Source organism: Collinsella sp. CLA-ER-H3, from assembly GCF_040092425.1.
Classification (GTDB): Bacteria; Actinomycetota; Coriobacteriia; order Coriobacteriales; family Coriobacteriaceae; genus Collinsella.
The window spans coordinates 55,617-79,544 of record NZ_JBBNLP010000004.1; the positions used below are offsets into that span (position 1 = coordinate 55,617).

The 23,928-nt window shown below is 61.3% G+C and carries 18 protein-coding genes and 4 tRNA genes; 8 read left to right on the forward strand and 14 right to left on the reverse strand.

The features are described 5' to 3' along the window. Positions 1–152: 152 nt before the first annotated feature. Positions 153–1,013, forward strand: a complete 861-nt coding sequence (dinD, locus tag AAAX32_RS04360) for a DNA damage-inducible protein D (protein WP_138112793.1) — start codon at positions 153–155, stop codon at positions 1,011–1,013. A gap of 260 nt (positions 1,014–1,273) precedes the next feature. Here the strand turns inward: dinD and AAAX32_RS04365 are convergent. The 3 genes from AAAX32_RS04365 to AAAX32_RS04375 all read right to left on the reverse strand — a co-directional run bounded on the left by AAAX32_RS04365 (position 1,274) and on the right by AAAX32_RS04375 (position 1,567). Beyond that, positions 1,274–1,349, reverse strand: a tRNA-Lys gene (locus AAAX32_RS04365). 43 nt (positions 1,350–1,392) lie between these two features. Continuing rightward, positions 1,393–1,468 (reverse strand) — tRNA-Lys (locus tag AAAX32_RS04370). 22 nt (positions 1,469–1,490) lie between these two features. Further along, positions 1,491–1,567 (reverse strand) — tRNA-His (locus AAAX32_RS04375). Between the two features lie 166 nt (positions 1,568–1,733). Here AAAX32_RS04375 and AAAX32_RS04380 point away from each other — a divergent pair. Together AAAX32_RS04380 and AAAX32_RS04385 are read left to right on the forward strand one after the other, a co-directional pair. Beyond that, a complete protein-coding gene (locus AAAX32_RS04380) occupies positions 1,734–2,915 on the forward strand; it encodes an aminotransferase class I/II-fold pyridoxal phosphate-dependent enzyme (protein WP_349100096.1) in 1,182 nt (393 codons plus the stop codon). A gap of 141 nt (positions 2,916–3,056) precedes the next feature. Continuing rightward, complete coding sequence (locus AAAX32_RS04385) at positions 3,057–3,947, forward strand: ROK family protein (protein WP_271731010.1); 891 nt, start codon at positions 3,057–3,059, stop codon at positions 3,945–3,947. 113 nt (positions 3,948–4,060) lie between these two features. On the opposite strand, the gene AAAX32_RS04390 is transcribed toward AAAX32_RS04385, so the two are convergent. The 4 genes from AAAX32_RS04390 to argS all read right to left on the reverse strand — a co-directional run bounded on the left by AAAX32_RS04390 (position 4,061) and on the right by argS (position 11,197). Further along, the gene (locus AAAX32_RS04390; protein ID WP_346978810.1) at positions 4,061–4,510 is read right to left on the reverse strand and encodes a VanZ family protein; all 450 of its coding nucleotides are present in this window, start codon (positions 4,508–4,510) and stop codon (positions 4,061–4,063) included. A 7-nt stretch (positions 4,511–4,517) separates the two neighbouring features. Then, a complete protein-coding gene (locus AAAX32_RS04395; protein ID WP_148332256.1) occupies positions 4,518–5,918 on the reverse strand; it encodes a hypothetical protein in 1,401 nt (466 codons plus the stop codon). A 310-nt stretch (positions 5,919–6,228) separates the two neighbouring features. After that, the gene (rho, locus tag AAAX32_RS04400; protein ID WP_349100097.1) at positions 6,229–8,811 is read right to left on the reverse strand and encodes a transcription termination factor Rho; all 2,583 of its coding nucleotides are present in this window, start codon (positions 8,809–8,811) and stop codon (positions 6,229–6,231) included. 532 nt (positions 8,812–9,343) lie between these two features. Continuing rightward, positions 9,344–11,197, reverse strand: coding sequence for an arginine--tRNA ligase (gene argS, locus AAAX32_RS04405; protein ID WP_055286535.1), 1,854 nt, complete (start codon positions 11,195–11,197; stop codon positions 9,344–9,346). 342 nt (positions 11,198–11,539) lie between these two features. Between argS and AAAX32_RS04410 the strand changes: the two genes are divergently transcribed. Continuing rightward, a complete protein-coding gene (locus AAAX32_RS04410; RefSeq protein WP_138112805.1) occupies positions 11,540–12,025 on the forward strand; it encodes a CarD family transcriptional regulator in 486 nt (161 codons plus the stop codon). 107 nt (positions 12,026–12,132) lie between these two features. Continuing rightward, entirely contained in the window at positions 12,133–12,654 is a 522-nt protein-coding gene (locus tag AAAX32_RS04415; protein WP_349100098.1) for an HD domain-containing protein, read from the forward strand. Positions 12,655–12,802: 148 nt separating this feature from the next. Here the strand turns inward: AAAX32_RS04415 and AAAX32_RS04420 are convergent, their stop codons facing one another. Next, positions 12,803–14,089 (reverse strand): glutamate-5-semialdehyde dehydrogenase, encoded by a 1,287-nt coding sequence (locus tag AAAX32_RS04420; protein ID WP_349100099.1) that lies wholly within the window; start codon positions 14,087–14,089, stop codon positions 12,803–12,805. Positions 14,090–14,201: 112 nt separating this feature from the next. Here AAAX32_RS04420 and AAAX32_RS04425 point away from each other — a divergent pair, with 112 nt between their 5' ends. Further along, positions 14,202–15,620, forward strand: a complete 1,419-nt coding sequence (locus AAAX32_RS04425; protein ID WP_349100100.1) for an alpha/beta fold hydrolase — start codon at positions 14,202–14,204, stop codon at positions 15,618–15,620. 99 nt (positions 15,621–15,719) lie between these two features. Here AAAX32_RS04425 and proB read toward each other — a convergent pair whose 3' ends face one another. From proB to AAAX32_RS04450, 5 genes are all read right to left on the reverse strand, one after another. Then, positions 15,720–16,847: a glutamate 5-kinase gene (gene proB, locus AAAX32_RS04430; RefSeq protein WP_349100101.1), complete on the reverse strand. Its 1,128-nt coding sequence runs from the start codon at positions 16,845–16,847 to the stop codon at positions 15,720–15,722. A 79-nt stretch (positions 16,848–16,926) separates the two neighbouring features. Then, positions 16,927–18,432 (reverse strand): nicotinate phosphoribosyltransferase, encoded by a 1,506-nt coding sequence (locus tag AAAX32_RS04435; RefSeq protein ID WP_117583751.1) that lies wholly within the window; start codon positions 18,430–18,432, stop codon positions 16,927–16,929. Positions 18,433–18,516: 84 nt separating this feature from the next. Then, positions 18,517–18,975 carry a hypothetical protein gene (locus tag AAAX32_RS04440; protein ID WP_349100102.1) on the reverse strand — a complete coding sequence of 153 codons (459 nt, stop codon included), beginning with the start codon at positions 18,973–18,975 and terminating at the stop codon, positions 18,517–18,519. Positions 18,976–19,039: 64 nt separating this feature from the next. Beyond that, positions 19,040–19,112, reverse strand: a tRNA-Ala gene (locus tag AAAX32_RS04445). 150 nt (positions 19,113–19,262) lie between these two features. Further along, positions 19,263–20,201 carry a radical SAM protein gene (locus AAAX32_RS04450; RefSeq protein ID WP_006235472.1) on the reverse strand — a complete coding sequence of 313 codons (939 nt, stop codon included), beginning with the start codon at positions 20,199–20,201 and terminating at the stop codon, positions 19,263–19,265. A gap of 525 nt (positions 20,202–20,726) precedes the next feature. Between AAAX32_RS04450 and AAAX32_RS04455 the strand changes: the two genes are divergently transcribed. Both AAAX32_RS04455 and trpS read left to right on the forward strand, forming a co-directional pair. Next, positions 20,727–21,926, forward strand: a complete 1,200-nt coding sequence (locus AAAX32_RS04455) for an MraY family glycosyltransferase (protein WP_022094798.1) — start codon at positions 20,727–20,729, stop codon at positions 21,924–21,926. A gap of 159 nt (positions 21,927–22,085) precedes the next feature. Then, positions 22,086–23,135 carry a tryptophan--tRNA ligase gene (gene trpS, locus AAAX32_RS04460; protein ID WP_148332236.1) on the forward strand — a complete coding sequence of 350 codons (1,050 nt, stop codon included), beginning with the start codon at positions 22,086–22,088 and terminating at the stop codon, positions 23,133–23,135. 393 nt (positions 23,136–23,528) lie between these two features. On the opposite strand, the gene AAAX32_RS04465 is transcribed toward trpS, so the two are convergent. Beyond that, positions 23,529–23,849 carry an MGMT family protein gene (locus AAAX32_RS04465; protein ID WP_118065061.1) on the reverse strand — a complete coding sequence of 107 codons (321 nt, stop codon included), beginning with the start codon at positions 23,847–23,849 and terminating at the stop codon, positions 23,529–23,531. Positions 23,850–23,928: the final 79 nt, after the last annotated feature.

A 23,928-nucleotide genomic window follows, 5' to 3' on the forward strand; every position in this document is an offset into this window, starting at 1 on the left:
CCCTCCAGAGCAGAACACAACTTCTCGATATTAATGGGTCCCGTGAACTCAAAGCGACACAGGGCCCATTCGTGTCCGCACGGGCAAATATACTCATTCTGAATACGGAGTCGACATAGTCCACGTAGACAAACGAACAGAAAGGAAGAGATATGGACAGCAGGGATATCGAGAAATGGCGTGTCGAACTTGACAGCTACGCCCATGTAGAAGACGGCGTTGAGTATTGGCTCGCACGCGATTTAATGGAACCCCTCGGATACACCCAATGGCGTAATTTTGAGACTGCAGTTAAGAGATCCATGGCATCGTGTGACACCAATAAAATGCCTGTTGCCGCCCATTTTGCTGAGGCCAGCAAAATGGTAGATGCCGGCATCGCCAAACGAGCCGTAAAAGACTACAAGCTGACGCGCTACGCATGCTATTTAATCGCCCAAAACGGAGACCCAAACAAGCCCGAAATCGCACTCGCACAGGCGTACTTCGCCGTGCAGACACGCCGTCAGGAGCTCATAGAGCAGCGCTTCGCAGAGATTCAGCGCTTGCAGGCGTGCCACTCGCTATCCGATTCAGAGAAACAGCTCTCGGGCATTGCGTTCAAACGAGGCGTGGACTCCAAAGGATTCGCGATCATCAAGTCGAAGGGCGATGAGGCGTTATTCGGCGGCAGAAGCACGGCGGACATGAAGCGGCAGCTTGGTGTGTCCAAGAGTGCTGCATTGGCGGACAAGCTAGCCGATGTTCTCATCAAAGCAAAGGACCTCACGAACTCGATGACGGCCTTCAACGCCGAGGAACACGACTTGTACGGTCTGGACCAGATCAAACAAGAACACGTCGAGAACAACACGAGCGTGCGTGGCAGCCTCATCGACCGCGGAATTGTTCCCGAGAACCTACCGCCTGCCGAGGATACAAAAAAGCTCGAGCGTCGCGTGAAGGCAGACGAGAAGAAACTCAAGGAGGGTACTGACGGTTTCACCGATCCCCAGGGTAGACTCAATCTGTGAAAGCGGCCGCGCCCTTTCGGGTTCGACCCCATGCGAGGTTAACAAAAAAACGACCAGCCTAAGCCAGTCGCTTTAACGATCTTTGGGTGGGCCGTCAGGGGGTCAGCCTGCTTTGCAGGCGGCCGCTACGGCGCTTTGCGCCTTGCGCGCTGCGCTGGTAAATGCTTACGCATTTCCTCAGCTCCGCGCCCCGACGGGTTCGACCCCATGCAAGGTCAACAAAAAAGCGACCAGCCGAAGCTAGTCGCTTTACAATGCTTTGGTGGGCCGTCAGGGGTTCGAACCCTGGACCTTGGGATTAAGAGTCCCCTGCTCTACCAACTGAGCTAACGACCCAAAGCTAAAGTCCGTTGTGGCGGACTTTAGAGGAGATATCGTGTGGTGGGCCGTCAGGGGGTCGAACCCTGGACCTTGGGATTAAGAGTCCCCTGCTCTACCAACTGAGCTAACGACCCGATATCAACACGAAGCAAGAACTGGGGTGGGTAAAGGGACTCGAACCCTCGACCTACGGGACCACAACCCGTCGCTCTAGCCAACTGAGCTACACCCACCGTGTCCTGTGCGCTTCGCGCTCGACTATTATTGCAAGGAACGCCACGCGATGCAAGCCCCAATTTTCAAGAATTTTGAAAAGAGTTTTTCGAGCGCGTTTCGAGCAATTCCCACCGGTTCCATAGGAGTAAACTTGCCCCACTGCAAATCCTCGAAAGGACCGGCATGAAAGAACTCTCCAACCGCACGGCAACATTTACCGATTCGGTCATCCGCCGCATGACACGCATCTCCAATAAGTACGATGCCGTCAATCTCTCGCAGGGCTTCCCCGACTTCGATCCTCCGGCGCAGCTGCTCAACAGCCTGAGCACCATCGCCGCCGACCCCAAGCCGCTCTACCACCAGTACTCCATTACCTGGGGCTCCCAGGCCATGCGCGAGGCGCTCGCCGCCAAACAGGAGCACTTTATGGGCATGCCGATCGACCCCAACCAGAATATCGTGGTCACCTGCGGCTCCACCGAGGCCATGATGGCCGCCATGATGACGGTTACGAACCCCGGAGACAAGGTCGTCATCTTCTCGCCGTTCTACGAGAACTACGGCGCTGACACCATTCTCTCGGGTGCCGAGCCCATCTATGCGCCGCTCAACCCGCCCACATTCGACTTTGACCGCGAGACGCTCGAGGCAGCCTTCCGCGACAACGACCCCAAGGCCATCGTCCTGTGCAACCCTTCCAACCCCTGCGGCAAGGTCTTTACGCGCGAGGAACTCACCTTTATCGCCGACCTCTGCAAAAAGTACGACGCCTACTGCATCACCGACGAAGTATACGAGCACATCGTCTACGCACCCCATGAGCACGTCTACATGGCCACGCTGCCTGGCATGTTCGAGCGCACCATCAGCTGCAGCTCGCTGTCTAAGACCTACTCCATTACTGGCTGGCGCCTGGGCTACACCATTGCCCCGGCCCAGATCACCGAGCGCATCAAGAAGGTCCACGACTTTCTCACCGTAGGTGCCGCCGCTCCCCTGCAGGAAGCCGTTGTCACCGCCCTCAACTTCGACGACAGCTATTACGATGAGGTCCTCGACCTCTACACCGCCAAACGCGACCTGTTCTGCCAGGGGCTCGATAGCATCGGTCTTGAGCATAACGTGCCGCAGGGCGCCTACTACGTCATGATGGACATCTCTGAGTTTGGCTATGACAGCGACCTCGAATTCTGCGAGGACCTCGCATCCAAGGTGGGCGTGGGCGCCGTGCCCGGCTCGAGCTTCTTCCGCGAGCCCGTCAACCATCTGATTCGTTTCCACTTTGCCAAGCGGGACGAGACGCTTAACGCGGCACTGGAGAACCTCAAGTCGCTACGTGATAAAATCAAGCCGCGCGGGTAAGAACGGCCCGGCAACTAAAGTAACTAAAGAAGCCCCGCACCGCCCGCCACGTTGCGAGGCTTCTTTTTATAGCGCTTTCTTAAATGTTTTAGAGCCCTATACTTTAGTCACGGAGCAACTCGTCCCAGAGAGAGGAATACTATGGCAGAACAGCAGCTTATCGGAGCGCTCGAGGCCGGCGGCACCAAGATGGTCTGCGCCACGGGCTATGCAGACGGTACGGTCCTGGAGCGTGAGCAGATCGCGACCACGACCCCGCAGGAGACCGTTGAGGCCGTCAATGCATGGTTTGCCGACAAGGGCATCGCCGCGCTGGGCATCGGCGCCTTTGGCCCCACCGCAGTCAACCCTGCCTCGCCCCAATACGGCAAGATCCTGGAGACGCCCAAAACGGCATGGCGCTACTTTGACCTGCTGGGCACTATCCAAAACGAGCTCAATATCCCCTGCGGCTACGACACCGACGTCAACGTCGCCTGCCTGGGCGAGGTCACCTTTGGTTGCGCCCAGGGCCTCACTGACGTTGTGTATCTGACCATCGGCACCGGCGTGGGCGCCGGCGTGCTCTCGGGCGGTAAGCTCGTACACGGCATGATGCATCCCGAGGCCGGCCACATCCTGGTCACGCGCGACCCGCGCGACACCATTGGCGAGCACAGCGCCTGCCCCTTCCACGACAACTGCCTAGAGGGCCTCATCGCCGGCCCCGGCGTTAAAAAGCGCTGGGATGGCAAGAGCGCTGGAGACATGGCCGATGACCCGGAGGCCATGGACCTGCTCGCCGGCTATCTGGCACAGGCGCTCATGACCTACACGCTGTGCTACGCGCCGCAAAAGATCATCATCGGCGGCGGCGTGGCCGACCACACCCCCATCGTGCCGCTCGCGCGCAAGAAGTGCGCCGAAATGCTCAACGGCTATATCGTCACGCCCGAGGTCAACGACATCGATAACTACATCGTCAACAACAGCCTCGAGGGCAAGCAGGGCATTATGGGTTGCCTGGCCCTGGGCGCACAGGCGCTTCAGTAGCAGACGCACCCACAGGGCGTGGCGCGCCCGGCAAATCCGACCTACGGAACGACGCCACCACGCCCCATATAAGCCCTCTAATAAAAAAGGCCGCCTAGGACCAAACATACGTCCTAGGCGGCCTTTTTGGCACATATGAGCGATCGTAGTAGATATCGGAGCACAACGCCCGTTGCCGCTCCACAGCAGTCGATCATCACATCGGTGATCATGCCAGCGCGTCCCGGCACAAAGAGCTGAATCGTCTCGTCGATCGAGGGAATCAGCAGCAGGAACACCGCCGTGGGCAGCAGCACGTCAAAGGTGCGCCGGCCCTCAAAATCAAAGGCGTGCGTTGCCAGGATGCCGAGCACCATATACTCGGTAAAATGCGCGCACTTGCGAACAACAAAGTTGGTCACCCATTCATATGGAAGTCCCACGCCGTGCAGGAAACCGCGGATAGCTTCCATGACCGTTAGGCTCAGCGAGCCCGACCCCGAGCCGGGAACCAGCGAATTGCCCCAGATCAAGAGCGCCATCAGGCAGGTCACGACCGCCCATTTTCGATTGATCTTAACCATGCAGAAGTTATGCCTCCGCGCGGAGCGGCGCGAAGCTGGCGGTACCGCCCTCGATAACGCTCAGGTAGGCACGGCCCGTACGCTTGGCGGTAGAGGACTGCAGGCGCTCGATCTCCTCCTCGAGGATCTGATTGACGCGCTCGTGACGACGGTTTTCCATAATGCCGGCGGCAATAGCCTCGGCCCGCTCGATGCTCTCGCGCGAGATACGGGCAGTATCCTCGGGGAACACAGCGCTGTGACGGCCGACATAGGCGGGGGCAGCAGGCTGAGGGGCAGCGACGGGAGCGGGGGCTGCAACAGGAGCAGGCTCGTCAATCTCATCCAGAATCGCGGTGGCGGCGGCCCACATGTCCTCGTGGCCCGAGTAATCAGCCATGGGGACATCAACCTCGAGTGAGGCATCCGGAAGGTCGCCGGTGTCGATGCGATCTTGGGCATCAATCGATGCGGTGATGGCTGCAGGCTCATCGAGGTCATCGAAATCGATATCCGCGGCACCGGAGATGATAGGCATGCTGGCGAGGTTTACATTGTACGGCGCAGCCTCAGCCGCCTGCTGCTGGGCAGGAGCGCCCCACAGCGAGCTTTCGGCGGCACGGCGGGCGGCAACGGCCTCCTCGTCCGCGGCCATGGCTTCATCAACGTACGAATTGTCGGCAGAAGCGTTCGCGTCCGCCGAGGTAGCGCTGTAGGCGTTATTGGCTGCCGCGTTGGCGACGAGTGCCACGAAAGCCGCCGTGCTGCCCGCAGGGGCGGCCTGGGAGCCAGACACGGCGCGTGCCGCGGCGGCGATGTCGTCGCGATTGAAGGAGCCGGTCTGCCCGCCGTTGGTGAGCTCGTCGATGGCGACTTGATAGACGTCGCGCGAGTGTGCAGGGTCGCAGCTCACCGGCGAATCGTCGTCAAGCATACTGTCGATCATGGACCAAGCCTCGTCCTCGTCCATAGCATCTGCGGCTCGAGCGATGGTAGGGACACCATCATCGGCATGACGGCGCTGGAACGCACCAGTCAGGCCGGAAAGGAATGCCGAGGTAGACTGCTCCGCCTGAGCCTGAGAATCAGAAGCCGCAGCGTAAGGAGTCGCATCCTGCTGCTGAGCTGGAATCGAGGCGGTCTTGAACTCGCTTTGATGCTGATTGAGATTGGCGGCACCGCCCATGGCATCGGGCTGGAACAGACGCTCTTCACGCTGCGCACGATACTCGGAGATACCCAGCGAGGCGGCATAGATGCCCACGCCCGCCACCGCGCCCACGGCGAAGGGAACCGCACCCGCCACGACCGTCTCGTTCACAGACGAAAACGGCAGCGTCGCGGCATACATAACCACGGGAGCGGCAAGGCCGATCCCGCACGAAAGTCCGGCAAGGACTGCTCGTTGTGTTGCATCAGAAGAAGCCATGAGCTCTCCCCATCTTCCAGCACCCAAATCGCATCATTCAGTTGGCTGCGCGAGAGAAGATGAAGCGGGGCTATGCCCCAAAGCAACGGTATATGGTTCGTTTCATCTGCGTTTTCCGTCGCGAAGCTTAAAAGCTATTATGCGAAACCGCCCTGTCGATTGCAAGCGACGATGTCGGATTGAAACGGGAAACCTGCTGCTTGCCAGTCTTATGGTCGATAACTGGCGCCGAGTGGCGATATAAAAAGGGCCGAGGCGCAAGCCCCGACCCTTCATCGCGCCGGCAATAACGCCGCGTGCGGTTGACGACTTAGAACGTCTGCTCGTAGTCGCTGTGCTTTTTGGCCGAACGCACCAGGAACTCCTGGTTGGTGTTGGTGCCCTTAAGACCCTTGATAAACGACGCAGCTGCGCGCTCGGTGTTGTTCATGCCGGCAAGAATGCGACGCAGGCCAAAGACAAACGGACGCATCTGCTCGTCAACCAACAGGTCCTCGTTACGCGTACCGGAGGCAACGGGGTCGATAGCCGGGAAGATGCGGCGGTCGGCCAGGTCGCGGTCGAGCTTGAGCTCCATGTTGCCGGTGCCCTTGAACTCCTCAAAGATGACCTCGTCCATCTTGGAGCCGGTGTCGATGAGGGCAGAGGCCAGGATGGTGAGCGAGCCACCGTTCTCGATATTGCGGGCTGCGCCCAGGAAGCGCTTGGGCGGATACAGTGCCGCCGAATCGACGCCGCCCGAAAGGATGCGGCCTGAGGCGGGCGCCGCCAAGTTGTAGGCGCGGGCAAGACGCGTGATGGAGTCGAGCACCACCACGACATCGCCGCCCAGCTCCACGATGCGCTTGGCGCGCTCGATGACGAGCTCTGCCACACGAGTGTGGTTGTCGGCGGGCATATCGAAGGTCGACGCCACAACCTCGCCCTTGATGGAACGCTGCATATCGGTAACCTCTTCGGGGCGCTCGTCGACGAGCAGGCAGATGAGGTGCACCTCGGGGTTGTTAATCGAGATAGACTGGCAGATCTTCTTGAGGATTGTGGTCTTGCCGGCCTTGGGCGGGGACACGATCAAGCCACGCTGACCCTTGCCGATCGGCGACACGATGTCGATGGCGCGACCGGTAATGGAATCCTTGCCATGCTCCATGCGCAGCGGCTCGTTGGGATAGACCGGGGTGAGGTCACCGAACTTGGGGCGGTTGCGAATCTGCTCGGGGTCTAGACCGTTGACGGTCGTGATTTTGGCGAGGCCGGCGCGCTTGTCGCCGCCGCGCGAAGGACGAAGCGAGCCCTCGATGACGTCGCCCGTGCGCAGACGCGCGGAGCGGATGAGGTAGGCGGGCACGAAGGCGTCGTCGTTGGACTTCATGTAGCCATGGGCATGGATGATACCGGAGCTGTCCGGACGAATCTGCAGGATGCCCTTGATGTCGCGGAAGCCCTCGGCCTTCGCGGCGGTGACGTAGATCTCCTCGACGAGCTCGGCTTTCTTCTTGCCGGTCGTCTCAATCTCGAACTCCTTGGCCTTCTCGCGCAGCTCGGCGACCTTCATGGCCGCGAGCTCCTCGCGCGAAAGCGTGGGCTCGGTGGGAGCGGCATTGCGCTCCTTATTGCGCTGCTTGCGGTCGCGCTGACGGTTGCGGCGATCGTTGTTACGCTCGTCCTTGCGCTCGTTGCGGTCATTACGCTCGTCGTTGCGCTTGTGCTGACGGCGGTTGGGGCGAGCGCTCTCTTCGGTCTCGACGGGGGCGGTGCCATCGGTTGCGGAGGCGTCTTCGTTAGCCGAAGCATCATCGCTGGCCTCGGCATTGGAATCGCCCTGCGGCTCGGCCTCGGCATGCTGCTCGACGGCCTTGGCCTTAGCGGACTTCTTGCGACCGCGCTTGGGCTTCTCGGACGCAGACTGTTCGACGTCTTGGGGCTCGGCGGCATCAGTCGATGCATCGGCGGTCGTCTCGGCGGAAACCTCGGACGCACCCTTCTTGGCAGCCTTGGCCTTGGACGTGCGCTTAGCAGCAGTACGATGGCTGCGACCAGGACGGACGTCGGCGGGCTCGACATCGGCAGAAACGGCCTCGGAAGTCGTAGCATCCTGGACGGGCGCGTCGGCAGCGGTTGCAGGCTCGGCGGTCGCCGCAGCATCCCGAGCGGCGGCGGCTGCGGCTGCGGCCTTCTCGGCCTCGACGAAAGCCTTGGGCTTGCGACCGCGACGGTGCGGGCGCAAAGCCGGATCGACAACGGGAACTTCGCTGGCCTCGACAGGCGCAGCGGGCTCAACAGGCGATGTGCCCTCCCCTGCCGCGGAACGGACCGAAGCCTCAGCGAGCTCGGGGGTTACCTGATCGGCAACCTGCTCGGCCTTAGCAGCCGTGCGACGGCGTGTGCGCGGTACCGGCTTCTCGGTTGGCTGGTCGGCGACAGGGGTCTCGGTGGCGGCAGGCGTCTCGGGCACAAACGGAGCTGCAAGCTCGGTCAGAGCCGCGGCCTCACGCTCGGCAGCACGACGGCGGGCGCGCACCACCTGAGCCTCGCTAATCTGCGCCAACGCACGTGCCTGCGCGACCTCATCGGAAATCGGCGCCGAGGAGTCAGCTGCAACGGTACGCTTGGCGCGCGTCGTGCGCGTGCTACGGCGCTTGGGCTTGGTGACCTCCTCGCCGTCATCGGCAGGCTTGGCCGCGCGGCGCGTACGCTTGGGCTTTGCCGGAGCAGCCTCCTCACCAGTTGCAGACACGGCCTTCTCAGCCGCTACAGGCGTAGGCGTCGAAGCAGCCTTAGGCGTCTCAGGAGCCGAGGCTTGCGCGGGCGCCGCGACCTGGTCCGACGCAACCGGTGCAGCGGGAGCGGCTTGCGTCGTCGTTATTTCGTTTTCTTGCTGTTGATCAGACACAGTGTTTGCTCAACTTTCTTTTCAAGCCCTGTGATCACATGCTCCCTGCATAAACCTTCAGGGCGGCTAAACAGTCTAGCTCCGTCAAATACCGACGGACATCATTGATCTGTATCGAGATATTTGCGTCATATACGCAGCGTTAGTGTAACACAACCGCAACCACCTGCAACTTAGTCATTGAGGACGTTCTTAAACGACTAGTCAAAAGGGACAATCTTTGGTTTACCGCCCACAAACCTGAATGCCTCCGCCAAAACTATGACGGTTTACTACGACGAATCGCTCAACCGCGACCACTCCGAAATTTGTTGAACTAAAACCGCAGGTAGATGCCTTGCACTTTTTTGCGAAAAGCCGGCGTGGTTGGAATTTCTCAATTCATCGTAGTAAACCGGCATAGTTTCGTATTTCCAGCAGTCCCAAATTCGTCAATACGACGGCGTTTGTGCAAAAAGCCCGACCTCCATATGGGAGATCGGGCTTTCAAGGCTCAGTTAAACCAAACTTGCGCGGTCAAATGACCCGTAGCTTACATCTGCTCGGGAGCGGAGACACCAACAAGGGTGAGCACCAGGGCGAGCGTCACGCGGACGGCGTCGCAAGCGGCCAGACGGGCACGCGAAAGCTCGGGGTCGACGGGACGGCCCTCGCTCGGCAGAACCTGGCAGGCAGCGTAGAAGCTGTGGAAGTCGCCGGCGAGTTCCTCAGCAAAGTGCGTCAGACGGAACGGGGCGCGGTCGCGAGCGCAGCTGGCGATGAGGTCGGTGAGCTCGTTGAGCTTACGCGAAAGGGCGAGCTCGGTCGGGTCGGTCAGCAGCGAGTAATCAACGTTCTCACCGATGGCCTTGGCGGCGACGGCCTTCATGCCCATCTCGTCAGCCTGCTCGGGCGTAACGTCGGCGGCACGGCGCAGGATGGAGCACACGCGGGCGTGAGCATACTGCACGTAATAGACCGGGTTGGAGTTGTCGCGCTTCTTAACGGCCTCAATATCGAAGTCGACCATCTGGTTGGAGCTCTTGGAGATGAGCGTGTAGCGGGCGGCGTCGGAACCGACCTCGTCGACGAGCTCCTGCAGGGTCACCATGGTGCCCTTGCGCTTGGACATACGGACGGGCTTGCCGTTGCGCAGCAGGTTGACGAGCTGGCCCAGCAGAACCTCAAACTTGCCGGGATAGCCAAGAGCGTCGCAGACGCAGCGGACGCGCTCGATGTAGCCGTGGTGGTCGGCACCCCAGATGTCGATGACGTGGTCGACGCGCTGGAACTTATCCCAGTGATAGGCAACGTCGGAGGCGAAGTAGGTGTACTCGCCGTCGGACTTGATCAGGACGCGGTCCTTGTCATCGCCCAGGTCGGTGGAGCGGAACCACAGGGCGCCGTCCTTGGTGTAGAGGTAGCCCATCTTGTCGAGCTTCTCAAAAGCGCGGTCGACGGCGGAGGTGCCGGCGGTCTCGCCCTCGGTGTCCTTCACATACAGTGAGCGCTCGGAGAACCAACGATCGAAGTCGCAGTTAACGGCATGGCAAAGGTCGCGCATGTTGTCGACCATCTTTACATAGCCGCGCTCGCGGAAGCTCTCCATACGCTCCTGAGGATCGGCGTTGACCCACTTATCGCCGTCAGTGCGCCAGAACTCGGCGGCCTCGTCGATGATGTAGTCGCCGCCATAGGAGTCCTTGCCAAGGGTCTCGGCAAAGTTATCCTGGTACGGATGAGTCTCGGGATGCTCGTCATTCTCGTCGGCAACGAAGGCGTCGCGGTCGGCAATCAGCAGCTTGTGAGCCTCGTCGATATCCACGCCCTGCTTGGCGATGATGTCGGCAAGCTGCATATAGCGCGTGCTGATGGAGTTGCCGAAGGTGTTCATCTGAGAGCCGTGGTCGTTGATGTAGAACTCACGCTGGATGTCGTAACCGGCGTGGTCCATAACACGGCAGAGTGAGTCGCCCAGCGCGGCCCAGCGGCCGTGGCCGATGTGCATGGGGCCGACGGGGTTAGCGGAAACGAACTCGACCTGGGTCTTCAGGCCACCACCGACGTTGGACTTAGCGAAGTCCATGCCCTTCTCGCGAGCCTCGCCAAAGATGGCATTCTTGACGGCAACGGAGAGGTAGAAGTTGATGAAGCCGGGGCCTGCGATCTCGACCTTCTCGATCGCGGGGTCCTCGGGCATATGGGCAACGATGGCCTCGGCGATCTTGCGCGGGGCGCAGTGGGCCAGCTTGGCGGACTTCAGGGCCATGGTAGAGGTCCACTCGCCATGAGAAGTGTCAGCCGGTCGCTCGATAGCGCAATCGTCAAGTTCAAATGCGGAAAGGTCGCCGGCCTCCTGGGCCGCAGCAAGCGCAGCGCGTACCAGCTCTTCAATCTTCTCGGGCATAGATCCTCCTTGTGTTAAAGCCCCCGAGCTCTTGGTCACTCGTAGGGCAAAAGCCAGAGTTTGTAGCACTCTATCACAAGCGACGGGCACTGTCGCAGGGTAAAGCTAATAGATATTGCATATGCACAAAAATGACTACAGCTTGTATGGAGTCACTCAAAGATGCCAGTCTGCCTGCAGATTATGCAGGCGTTGAAAATGCATAAAGGTGTGAATGAGCTGCGTCTGTTATCGAATACTCTTACCTATCAGAGTTGTGTGCTTTTCCTGCATAAAGTAAGGGTTTGCGCACGTCAGCGTGTTATTCTAGACATACGTAAATTCGTATAAGTTGGAGGTAGCATGTTCTCAATCGGTCAACACGTCATTCATCCGGGCCAGGGAGTCTGCACCGTCGTCGGTTTTAGGGACGACACACCGCAGCCCATGCTGCTGCTCGAGACCAAGCAGGGACATGCGCAGACGATCCTCATGTACCCCGTGGCGCAGGCCGACCGTTTGCACGCCGCCATCTCGCAGCAAGATGCCGAGCACCTGCTGAGCCACTATGACGAGCTGGAGTGCGACACCTTTACCGAGCGCAACAGCTCGCTTGAGGAGACGCACTTTAAGCAGCAGCTCAAGCTGGGCGCGCCCGAGACGGTCCGCGTGGCAAAGACCATGATGTACCGCATTCGCCAGGCCGAGGAAGCTGATAAAAAGCCCAGCTCCTACTACATGCGCGTACTCAAGGAAGCCAAGCGCCGCTCCATCGAGGAGTTCGCCGTGGCCTTGGGCGTCACCGAGGAGGCCGCCGAAGCCCGCCTAGCCCAAGCCGCCCTCAACTAACCCAACCGCGCCAAAACCACCACAAAGGGGACAGGCACCTTTGTGGTGGTTTTCTTGTTCTAGTAGTATTCATTCTTATCGATACCCACGAGCACAAGGAGTCTCCTATGGCAGAGCCGCTTACCGCCGGAATCACCCGCGACCGCGCGTTCGAACTGCTCAACGAGCACAACAAGGACCCGTTCCATATCACCCATGGCGAGACGGTCGAGGGCACTATGCGCTACTTTGCGCGCGAGTTCGACCCCGAGAACGAGGAGTTTTGGGGCATCGTCGGTCTGCTGCACGACCTGGATTGGGAGGAGCATGAGGACGACCCCATGAACCACACCATCTATGCTGCCGAGATTCTTAAGGGCGAAGGTGCGTCTCCAGAGCTCATTCGCGCCATCCAGACGCACACGTCCGACTTCAACACCTCGCTGCCCAAGCCCGAGCTGCAGATGGAAAAGATCCTGTTTGCCTGCGATGAGCTCACCGGCCTGATCGGCGCTGCAGTCATCATGCGCCCGAGCAAGAGCGTTATGGACTTTACGACCAAGTCGCTCAAGAAGAAGTTCAAGGACAAGCGCTTTGCCGCCGGCTGCTCGCGCGACGTGATTTCGCAGGGCGCCGAGATGTTGGGCTGAGAGCTCCCCGAGCTCTTTGACCGCACCATCGCGGCCATGCAGTCCTTCGCCCCCGACCGCGATACCTTCCAGGCCTAACCGCCCACGCCACCTAAAACCACCACGAAGGGGACAGGCACCTTTGTGGTGGTTTTCGTTTACGAGGGGTTTAGGGGCGGACCTGGCCGGTGCCGCGGAGCTTGTATTTGTAGGTGGTGAGGGCCTCGGCGGCGAAGGGGCCACGGGCGTGGAGTTTTTGGGTCGAGATGCCGATCTCGGCGCCCAGGCCAAACTCGCCGCCGTCAGTGAAGCGCGTGCTGGCGTTGGCGTACACGGCCGAGGCATCGACCGCATCCAGGAAGCGCTCGCAAGCATCCGTGTCCTCGGCAACGATGGCCTCGGAGTGCATCGTGCCGTAGCGGTTGATGTGTGCGATGGCCTCGTCCTCGCTCGCCACGACCTTCACGCTCATCTCGAGAGCCAGGTACTCGCGACCCCAGTCCTCCTCAGTCGCGGCGACGTAGTTGTCGCCCTCGGCAAGCCCAGCGTCGGCGCATGCGGCGCACGTGGCCTCGTCGCCGTGAATCAGTACGCCGTGGTCGCGCAGCACGGCAACGACCGCCGGCAAAAACGAATCTGCCACAGCACGGTCGACCAGCAGCGACTCGGCGGCATTGCACACGCCTACGCGCTGGGTCTTGGCATTGACGATAATGTTGAGCGCCTTATCAAAGTCGGCGGATTCATGCACGTAGATGTGGCAGTTGCCCGTGCCCGTCTCGATCACCGGCACAAGCGACTCGCGCACGCAGCGCTGGATCAAGCCTGCACCGCCGCGCGGAATGAGTACGTCGACGATACCGCGGAGCTTCATGAGCTCGCCGGTGGCCTCGCGGTCGGTGGACTCGATCATCGACACGGCCTCGCGCGGGAAGCCCTTGGCCTCGAGCGCATCGGCCAGCAGCTCGGCGATCATGGCACACGAGTGATAGGCCAGCGAGCCGCCGCGCAGAATGCAGGCGTTGCCGGTGCGGATGCAGATGCCCGCGGCGTCGGCCGTCACATTGGGGCGCGCCTCGTAGACCATGGCAACCAGACCCAACGGCACGCTCACGCGGGTCAGGTCCACACCGCTCGCAAGCACGCGGTGGTCGAGCACGCGGCCGACGGGATCGGGCAGCTCGGCGAGCTTTTCCAGGCCGGCGGCCATGCCCTCGACGCGCTCGGGCGTCAGCAGCAGACGGTCGAGCAGACCGGCCGAAGTGCCCGCATCGCGTGCGGCGGACATATCGAGCTCGTTAGCGGCGACGATGGAGTCGACACCGTTGCGCAGTGCTGCGGCCATGGCGCGCACGGCCTCCTGACGCTGCTCATCGCTCGCCGTGGCAAGCGAGGCCGACGCTGCCTTGGCGGCAACGGCAAGATCGTGGACATACGTGGCTATATCGACCGACATGGGCGGCCCTTTCTCCTAGAAGTTTGCAACCATGGTAGCCGATTTGCGCATGGCCTCGCCCGCGGCGGTAGAATTGGTCAACCCGAAACACCGCAACGAACGGAAGACTCACATGGCCCTCATCACTTCGTACCACGTCCCCGGCCTTTACGTCGAGGACCACAGCATCGACGTACCCCTTGACTGGCGCGGCCTGGAGCCGATGCTCCTGGCCGTCGGCAGCACCATGCGCCGCGGCGCTATGCCGGCACCAATCGCCGGCGCGCCCGAGAGCATCAAGCTCTTCTACCGCGTGGTTTGCGCGCCCGACCGCATCAACGACGATCTGCCGCTGCTCCTGTTTTTGCAGGGCGGCCCCGGCGGCGAGAGCCCGCGTCCGCTGTCGCCCACAAGCGACGGCTGGATCGAGGAGGCCGTCAAGCACTTCCGCGTGGTCCTTCCCGACCAGCGCGGCACCGGACGCAGTAGCTGCGTGGACGGGCGCACGATCGCGGCTCTGGGCGAGCGCGCGACGGTGGCCGGCTCCGATGCCGCGCGCTCGCAGGCGGACTTCCTCAAGCGCCACCTCGCCAGCTCCATCGTGCGCGATTTTGAGTACCTGCGCCTGGTGGGCTTTGGCGGCAAGCCGTGGGTCACGCTCGGCCAGAGCTACGGCGGCTTTTTGACGCTGAGCTATCTGTCGCTCTTCCCCGAGGGCGTGGCGGCGAGCTTTACCTGCGGCGGCATCCCCCACGTGCCGGCGAGCGCCAGCGAGGTCTACGCGCACACCTTCCCTCGCATGGCCGCCAAGACGCAGCAGTATTACGACCGCTACCCCGCCGACGTCGAGCGCGTGGCAGCCCTGGCCGATGCGCTCGAGGCACAGAAGCCCGTGCTGCCCGACGGCTCGCCGATGACGGTCGAGCGCCTGCAGCTCATGGGCAGCGACTTTGGCATGAAGCCGAGCTTTGAGCGCATGCATTGGATTATCGATCACGCTTTTGTTGACGGCGACGGCACGCTGACCTGCGGCGCCTCGGTATCTGACAGCTTTTTGATGCGCGCCTTCGAGCGCACCAACACGCGTACAAACCCGCTGTACTGGACACTGCAGGAGTTCATCTACGCCGACGGCGACACCATGCCCATTCGCTGGGCCGCAGCAGAGGAGAAGGCCCATCGTGCCGAGTTCGACACCCTCGCGCGCCCGCTCATGTTTACCGGCGAGGCCATGTTCCCGTGGATGTTTGAGCAGATGCCCGAGCTCAAGCCCTTCAAACCCGCCATGGACCTGCTGATGGAAGACACCAGCTGGGACAAAATCTACGACCCGCAGCGCCTGGCCTGCAACGAAGTGCCGCTCCAGGCCGCGGTGTATTTCGACGACATGTACGTGGACTCGGGTATGCAGCTCGATACGCTCAGCCGCGTAGGCAACTCGCACGCCTGGGTGACCAACGAGTTTGAGCACGATGGCCTGCACGGCAGCGTGGTGTTCAAGCACCTCTTCGACGAAGCCCTCAACCGCGGAGACCTACGCCAGATCTTCTAGCATAGGAGTGTCCCCACCTGCCAGCACAAAAAGAACGTCCCCAGGTGCCGGCACGAGAAAGACAGCGCTGCGGGAAACGATCCGCAGCGCTGTCTTTCTTTATGCAAATACAATCAAGTTGTCTCGATGGATCGCAGGCTTCTCGGCCAGGTTAGCGAGCAGGCGGTTGCTGGCGATCTGGTCCTGGCGGCGGCCGGCGGCAAGTTCCAGCACGTCCGAATCGGCCTCGGCGATACCGCGGGCGACGACCATACCGCTCGAATCGCACACGTCGAGCACATCGCCCTCGGCAAACGCGCCATCGACCTCGCGAATACCCACCGCAAGCAAGGAAGAACCACGGCTGACCAGCGCCTTCGCGGCGCCGTCATCGACCGTCACCGAGCCATGCGCCTTGTCGCCCAGTGCAATCCACAGCTTGCGGGGCGCAATGTCCAAGCGCTCCGCCGGCGGATCGAACAGCGTGCCCACGCTCTCGCCGCGGGCGAGGCGCACGAGCGCATCGGGCTCCTCGCCCGAGCAAATCACGCTCTGAATGCCCGCCGTCATCAGAATGCGGCTCGCGCGAATCTTGGTGATCATGCCGCCCGTGCCCACCGATGTGGAAGAATCGCCCGCCGAGGCGATAATCATGGCATCGATCTTATGCACGACAGGAACAAACTCGGCCGTGGGGTCCTCATGCGGATTGGCAGTATAGAGACCATCGATGTCCGAGAGCGTCACGCACAGATCGGCAGAAACCAGGCAGCTCACAAGCGCCGCCAGTGTGTCGTTGTCGCCAAACTTGATCTCGTCGACGGTGACGGTATCGTTCTCGTTGACGACCGGCACCACGCCAAGCTCCACGAGGCGCAGCAGGGCGTCGCGCGCGTGTAGGTAGGACGTGCGGCGGGCCGTATCGTGGCGCGTGAGCAGCACGAGCGAGGTGAGCAGGTCGCGCGCATGGAACTCCTCGTCGTAGGCCGACGAGATGATGCACTGACCGGCCGAGGCGCAGGCCTGCAGGCTCGGTAGGTCGCCGACCGGCTTGCGGTCGAAGCCCAACACGGGATAGCCACAGGCGATAGCGCCCGAGCTCACCACGACCAGACGCCAGCCGAGCTTGCGCAGCGCTGCGGCCTGATCGGCAAGTCCGCCGATAAAGGCGCGGTTGACCTTGCCATCGGCACCCACCACCGTGGACGAACCGATCTTTACCACCATCGTTTTATAAGAAGTCGTCATACGTCAAACCAATCAACTGTTCAGCGAACGGCCGAGCTGGCGCCCAAGGGAGCGTGACTCGCCCCTACCGCCCAAGGAATTAATGAGCCCAGGGAAAGGCAGAGGCCGCGGCCATGTTCTTGCGCACGAGCTCGTCGCGCACCTGAGCCAGGCCCTGCTCCATGCCCACCACATAGGTCTGCGGGTACAGGAAGCGCTTGAAAGCTGCGTCCAGATGATCGAGCGCCCAAGCACAGCGCTCGCGCGCGTCCTGGATGCTCTCACGCGGAGCCACCGCACTGCCGTCGCGCACGATCGGCACCAGCAGCTCACGATACTCAAGTTCGGACACGTCAGTCACCAGGGCGGCATCATTCACGGCCACGAGGGTATTGCCGCGCGCGGCGCCCTCCCCCGCCAGATGGTCCTCGTCGTAGATCATGTCGCAGACCGGGCCGCCAAAGCCGTCGTAATAACGGCGCACGCGTTGCACACCCGGGATCGTGCGCTTGTAGGGCTGCTCGGAGAGCTTGACCACCGGCGTCCATGGATCTGCCTCGCTCGCACGGCGGGCGGAAAGCTTGTACACGCCGCCCAGCGCCGGCTGATCGTAGCAGGTCGCGAGCTTGGTGCCCACGCCAAAGCTGTCGATGGGCGCGCCCTGGTCGAGCAGCGACTGAATCGTGTACTCATCCAGATCGTTGGAAACCGAGATCCCCACATAGGGCAGGCCCTCGGCATCAAAACGGCCGCGAACATACTTGGAGAGCTTGGCGAGGTCGCCGGAGTCGATGCGAATAGCCGACAGACGCTCGCCCACCGCCTCCATCTCCTTGGCAACCGTAATGGCATGCTCGCAGCCCTCGCGCACGTCATAGGTGTCGATGAGCAGCGTACAGTTCTTGGGGCTCGACTTGGCAAAGGCGCGGAAGGCCTCGAGCTCGGAATCGAAGCTCATCACCCAGCTGTGCGCATGCGTGCCAAAGACGGGAATACCGTAGCGGCGGCCGGCGAGCACATTGGACGTAGAGGAGCAGCCGGCAACGTAGCTCGCGCGCGCAACGGCCAGGCCGCCATCGGGACCCTGGGCTCGGCGCAGGCCAAACTCCGCCACAGGGCGACCGTCGGCGGCGAGCACCACGCGCGCCGTCTTGGTGGCGACAAGCGTCTGGAACCCGACGATGTTGAGCAGCGCCGTCTCGAGCAGTTGGCACTCCAGCGCGGGGCCGGTGACACGCACCATGGGCTCGCGCGGAAAGACGAGCTCGCCCTCGGGCACGGCGTCGATGTTTACATGCGCACGAAAATCGCGCAGGTAGTCGAGGAATCCAGGCTTGAACATCGCGCCGCCGGCAGGGGCCTGGAGCGAGGCGAGGTAGTCGATGTCCTCGGGCGTAAAGCGCAGATTCTCGACCAGCTCGGGCAGTTCGGCGGTGCCGCACATGACGGCATAGGCGCTACCAAAGGGATGGTCGCGGTAAAACGCGGTAAAACAACCCTGCTCATTGGCCTTGCCGCTCTCCCACAGGCCCTGGGCCATAGTGAGCTCGTACAGATCGGTGAGCATTGCAATGTCGGTGGGATGCGAGATGTCGGTCAAAGCCATGGGGCGACCTTTCGGATGTGTGGTGCAGAATTTGAGGGTTGGACAAGAGCAGAGCATGCGGACATGACGCCCGATGCAAATCGGTTAGAGCAGGCCCATGCTGGTCAGGATCGTGTAGCCCATAAAGATGACGAACGCGATGAGGGCAAGGACAATAATGATTTTTTGAGCCGGCGCCATGCCAGGGATCTCGTTCTCGCCCGTAGGTTCCTTGGAAGTAACCATGCGCTGGGCAAAGGTCATCTCGTCACGGCTCGGCTTGGGCTCGACGGACTTGGGACGAGCGGCCTTTTTAGGCTGAGGTTTGGGCGCGGCAGGTGCAGGCTTCGCAGCAGCGGGCTTGGGTGCGGGCGCGGGCGCCGATGCGGATGCGGCGTTCACGGCGGCCTCCTCGGCCTTCGTGCGCTCGGCACGAAGGGCAGCCAGCTCCTCACGCTCGCGACGGGCCTCTTCCCGAGCCTCGCGGCGGGCCTTCTCGGCGCGGAGCTCTTCCAACTCAGCGCGCTCCTCGTCGGACAATGGTTGGGACTCAAGCTCGGCCATGGTATAGCCCTTTCTTTTAAAAAAAGCCGCCGACACAATGTCAGCGGCTTATCAAATCCAAGGGTGGAGACGAAGGGAGTCGAACCCTCGGCCTCTGCCATGCGACGGCAGCGCTCTCCCAACTGAGCTACGTCCCCAGGACAAGTCGATATTTTACCTACGGCTCGCCAACTGTCAACGCCCAATAACCAGTCTTTTTGGGGCGCGGCTATTTTGGCAACTTTTCGAACAGGCGATCCTCTCGATGATTTTTTATCCCCGTCCCAGAAAAATCATCGACGAACGCGCTACTTTGCGCTGGTAAGAACACCGGTGGTGTCGAAGGCCGGGGTGAAGCTCTCGTCTACCGCGCCGCCCTCTTGCCAGAACATCGTCGTAAAACCCAGGTCGTCGGCATGGTCGAGCACCTGCTCGTACTCTTCACGCGTCACGGCGCGTGCCAGGTCGCCGCCCTGCTCGCGCATGAGCGCATTGGGCGTGTACTGGTTCATAACCGAGATCGGCACGTCGCCCACCGTCTGCCACACCAGGTCCAGCACGCGACACGAATCGTCTGCATGCCCCGGAAGCACCAGGTGACGCACGATCATGCCACGCTTCATAAGCCCGTCCTCGTCCACCAACTCTCCCCCGCGGCGCTCGATCTCGCGCGCCATCTGGGCCAGACCCGACACGGCCACACGCGGGTAATCCTTTATATGGGAGAGCGACTGCGCAAGCCCGGCATCGGCATATTTAAAGTCGGTGAGCCACACATCGACCAGGTCGCCCAGCGCCGCCACGGCACTCGCGCGCTCGTAACCACTCGTGTTGTAGACGATTGGGATAACCAGTCCGCGCGCCCGTGCCGCGGCAATCGCGGCAGGCAACAGGTGCGCATAGTGCGTCGCCGTCACCAAATTGATGTTGTTGGCACCCTGGTCCTGCAGTTCCAGCATAATCTCGACCAGGCGCTCAGGCGAAATCTCAAGGCCAAAATTGCCGGTCGAGATCTCGTGGTTCTGGCAGTAGATACATTTGAGCGAGCAGCCGCTAAAGAAGATCGTGCCCGAACCGGCCTCGCCCGAGATAGGCGGCTCCTCCCACATATGAAGCGCGGCGCGGGCCACCTTGAGCGTGTCGTTAGCACCGCAGACGCCGTGCGCGCCCTCATCGCGCGCCGCACCGCAACGGCGCGGACACAAATGGCAGGCGGGCGAAAAAAGTTCGGTCAACGACGTCGGCATAAAACCATGCTCCAAAACAACGATTCAGCAGCTCAAACGTAAAGGGATCAACCCCACAGACGGCTCGAGCCCAAGGCGCCGTAATCGTCCGACACGATTTTTGTAATGTCAAGACTGGAATCAATAAAGTGCCGCTTTATGATGTAGGTATTCCGCCCCCCGCGGAGCAACTGGGTGAACCGTCGCGTTTATTTAGGGAGCCCACACAGTCGTACCTAGTACAGGTATCCTTCGTTGTTAAGGACGCTGGAACAGTCGATGAGGGCACCCACCTGTTTTAGGTGGGTTCATTTTCGTAACGTGGGGGGTGGTTTTCTTTTGCCGAAAATCACCATTACAGTCCATATGGATCCCCGCCGGCATCCCGACAAGCCATCGACAACATCCCAATATCTGGTAAGCGCGTGATTATCGCTGCGTGCAATTCCATGCACCCCCCTTGGTCGAGTATTATGGTTCGGCTATGCCCTTTGCGCATGGCGTTCTTCTGACCTTTTCCTTCGACGCTTGGCGGTTTTTAGATTCATGGCTTCATCCCCGAGCTACATACCGTACCTATGCGTGGCAGCGGCGGCCTTTATCACGACCTTCCTCACGGTACCCCTGGTCAAGCGCCTGGCAATCAAGCTCGACGCCGTCGACTATCCTTCTAAGCGCCGCATCAACACCAAGCCCATCCCGCGTTTGGGCGGAACGGCGGTGTTTTTGGGCCTGGTCGTCGCCTGCACTGTGCAAATCCTAGGCACCTGGTACCTGGGTTGGCCGCCCGTTTTGGTGCCCCACCCCCGTCTGCACATCAGCTACCCCATACTTGCGCTTTCTTTTACCGTTATCTTTGCGACCGGCGCTATCGACGACGTCTTCCAGCTCACGCCCAAGCAAAAGCTGGCCGGACAGGTCCTCGCCGCGCTTATCGCCTGCATGGGCGGCCTGCGGATCGGCGTCATCGTCAACCCGTTTGCTCCCGGCGAGATCATGCTCGGATGGCTCGCCTACCCCATTACCGTGATCTATCTGGTGGCATTCACCAACATCATTAACCTCATCGACGGCCTCGACGGCTTGGCCACGGGCATCTGCGGCATCGCGTCGTTCACCATGTTTTCGATGGCCGTTCTCTCGGGCCGCATCGACGCCGCCGCGCTCTCCATTGCGCTCTTTGGCGCCTGTCTGGCCTTTTTGCGCTACAACTTCAACCCCGCAAGCATCTTCTTGGGCGACTCGGGGTCGCTGCTTCTGGGCTTTGCGCTGGGCTCCATCTCGCTGCTCAACGTGAGCCGCACCGCCGCACTCACCTCGCTTATCATCCCGCTCATCGTTGCCGGCGTGCCTATCATCGACACGTTTAGCGCCATCGTGCGCCGCAAGCGCGCCCACATTAGCATCGGGCAGGCCGACAAGGGCCACATCCACCACCGCCTGATCCAAGAAGGCTACAACCAAAAACAGGCTGTGCTGCTCATCTATGCCTGGTGCATCATGCTTTCGGCCGGCGCCGCCGCGATTAACCAGGTCGAGGTGCCCATGCGCGTGCTCATCTTTACCGTGCTCGCCATTGGCTCGGCGGCCTTCGCCAAGCACCTGCACCTGTTTGAGCCCGTGCTGCGCCACCATTACAACAAGCGCACGCACGAGGACGAGCTCGTCACCCCCGACGACCCCGCCTTTAAGCAGGAGGAGCAGGCAGCCGAGGAGCGCAAAGAAGAGCGCCACCACAAGCTCTAGGGCAAGCTGCCGAGGATGTGCCAAGGCGTTGGCAGCCGTTCGCGCGAACGCCGCGGCGGACTTGAAAGCCGGCCCCTGGCAGTCCCTCACCCACTCACGCCCACCCCTCTCAATAAACACGCTATCATCAAAACCTGCGAACGAACGTTAGGAGCAATCATGCCAAACGAGAACAGCTACGAAGTCGCGCTGCAAAAGAGCAACGCCATTCGCGAGGGCCTGGCCAATACGCCCGAGAAGTTCACCATGCTTACCGGCGACCGCCCCACCGGCCGTCTGCACCTGGGTCACTACTTTGGCACCCTCAAGGGCCGCGTGGAGCTGCAGAACATGGGCGCCAGGACCAACGTACTCATCGCCGACTACCAGGTCATCACCGACCGCGACACCACCGAGCACATCCAGGACAACGTGTACAACATGGTCATGGACTACCTTGCCTGCGGTATCGACCCCGACAAGACCATGATCTACGCTCACTCCGCCGTGCCCGCCGCCAACCAGCTCATGCTGCCGTTCCTGTCGCTGGTCTCCGAGGCCGAGCTGGCGCGCAATCCCACGGTCAAGGCCGAGATGGAGGCCTCGGGCCACGAGCTTACCGGCCTTCTGCTCACCTACCCGGTGCACCAGGCCTGCGACATTCTGTTCTGCAAGGGCAACGTCGTGCCGGTCGGTCGCGACCAGCTGCCGCACATCGAGCTCACCCGCACCATCGCCCGCCGCTTTAACAACCGCTACGGCAAGGTGTTCCCCGAGGTCGAGGCGCTGCTGTCCGAGACCCCGCTACTGCCCGGACTTGACGGTCGCAAGATGAGCAAGAGCTACGGCAACGCCATCAACATCTCGATGACCGCTGAGGAGACGGCCAAGCGCATCAAGAAGAGCCAGACCGACTCTGAGCGCATGATCACGTTCGATCCCGAGAACCGCCCCGGCGTGTCCGGTTTGCTTTCGACGGCCGCCATCTGCACCGGTCGCTCCGAGGTCGAAATTGCCGAGGAGATTGGCATGGGCGGCTCCGGCCAGCTCAAGAAGTACGTGACCGAGGCCGTCAACGAGTACTTCGCACCTATCCGCGAGCGTCGCCAGCGCTACGAGAACGATCTGGATTACGTGAAGGACGTGCTGCACGAGGGCAACCGTCGCGCCAACGAGATCGCCGATCAGACCCTGGCAGAGGTTCAGGACGCCATGGGCATGGTGTACTAGACCGATCTGCTGGCTTGAGCTTTCGATTGCTTTAGGGCGGGCGCTACGGCGTCCGCCTTTTTTGGAGCCGGACCGCTTCGGCTCCGTCCATCGCACCCCCTCGACAAACAGGAACAGGCCCGCCGGCAGCTAGTTGCCAGCGGGCCTGTTCCCGAAGTACACCGTTGAATCGCACAGAGGGGAGGAATGCGAATCAAACTCAACAGGGCAGGCTTTTTCATCGCCTATTGCCTGCTCCGTTGCTGAAACCAATATAGTTCACCGTGGTTTACTTTCTGACGGCAAAGTACGCCAACACACCTTCTCCATAAGTTAGCTCTGGTAAACCTACAGCGTAAAACCACCACAAAGGGGACAGGCGCCTTTGTGGTGGTTTTCGCCACGGCAGAACCGCTAGAGCCCGGCAGGCCAGCGACAGGCGGCCAAGTCGACGTGCATGTCGTCCTTAAACGCCACACCCTCCCCTAGCAAAAGCTCACGTTGAGCATCGGGACCGCCAAAAGCGAAGCCCTCGCAAATGCGACCGTCGGCAAACACCACACGATGGCAGGGAATCTGGCCGGGGCGCGGATTACTATGCAGGGCATACCCCACGTACCGCGCACTTCGTGGACGACCGGCAAGCAGCGCCACCTGGCCATACGTGGCGACCATCCCCTCGGGGATCTGCTCGACCACCTCGTACACCCGTTCAAAAAAGCCCTCAGACGCCATTGCTCGCTCCCTTCCACCCGGAAAAGCATAAACCACCACAAAGGTGCCTGTCCCCTTTGTGGTGGTTTATGGCAGGTCG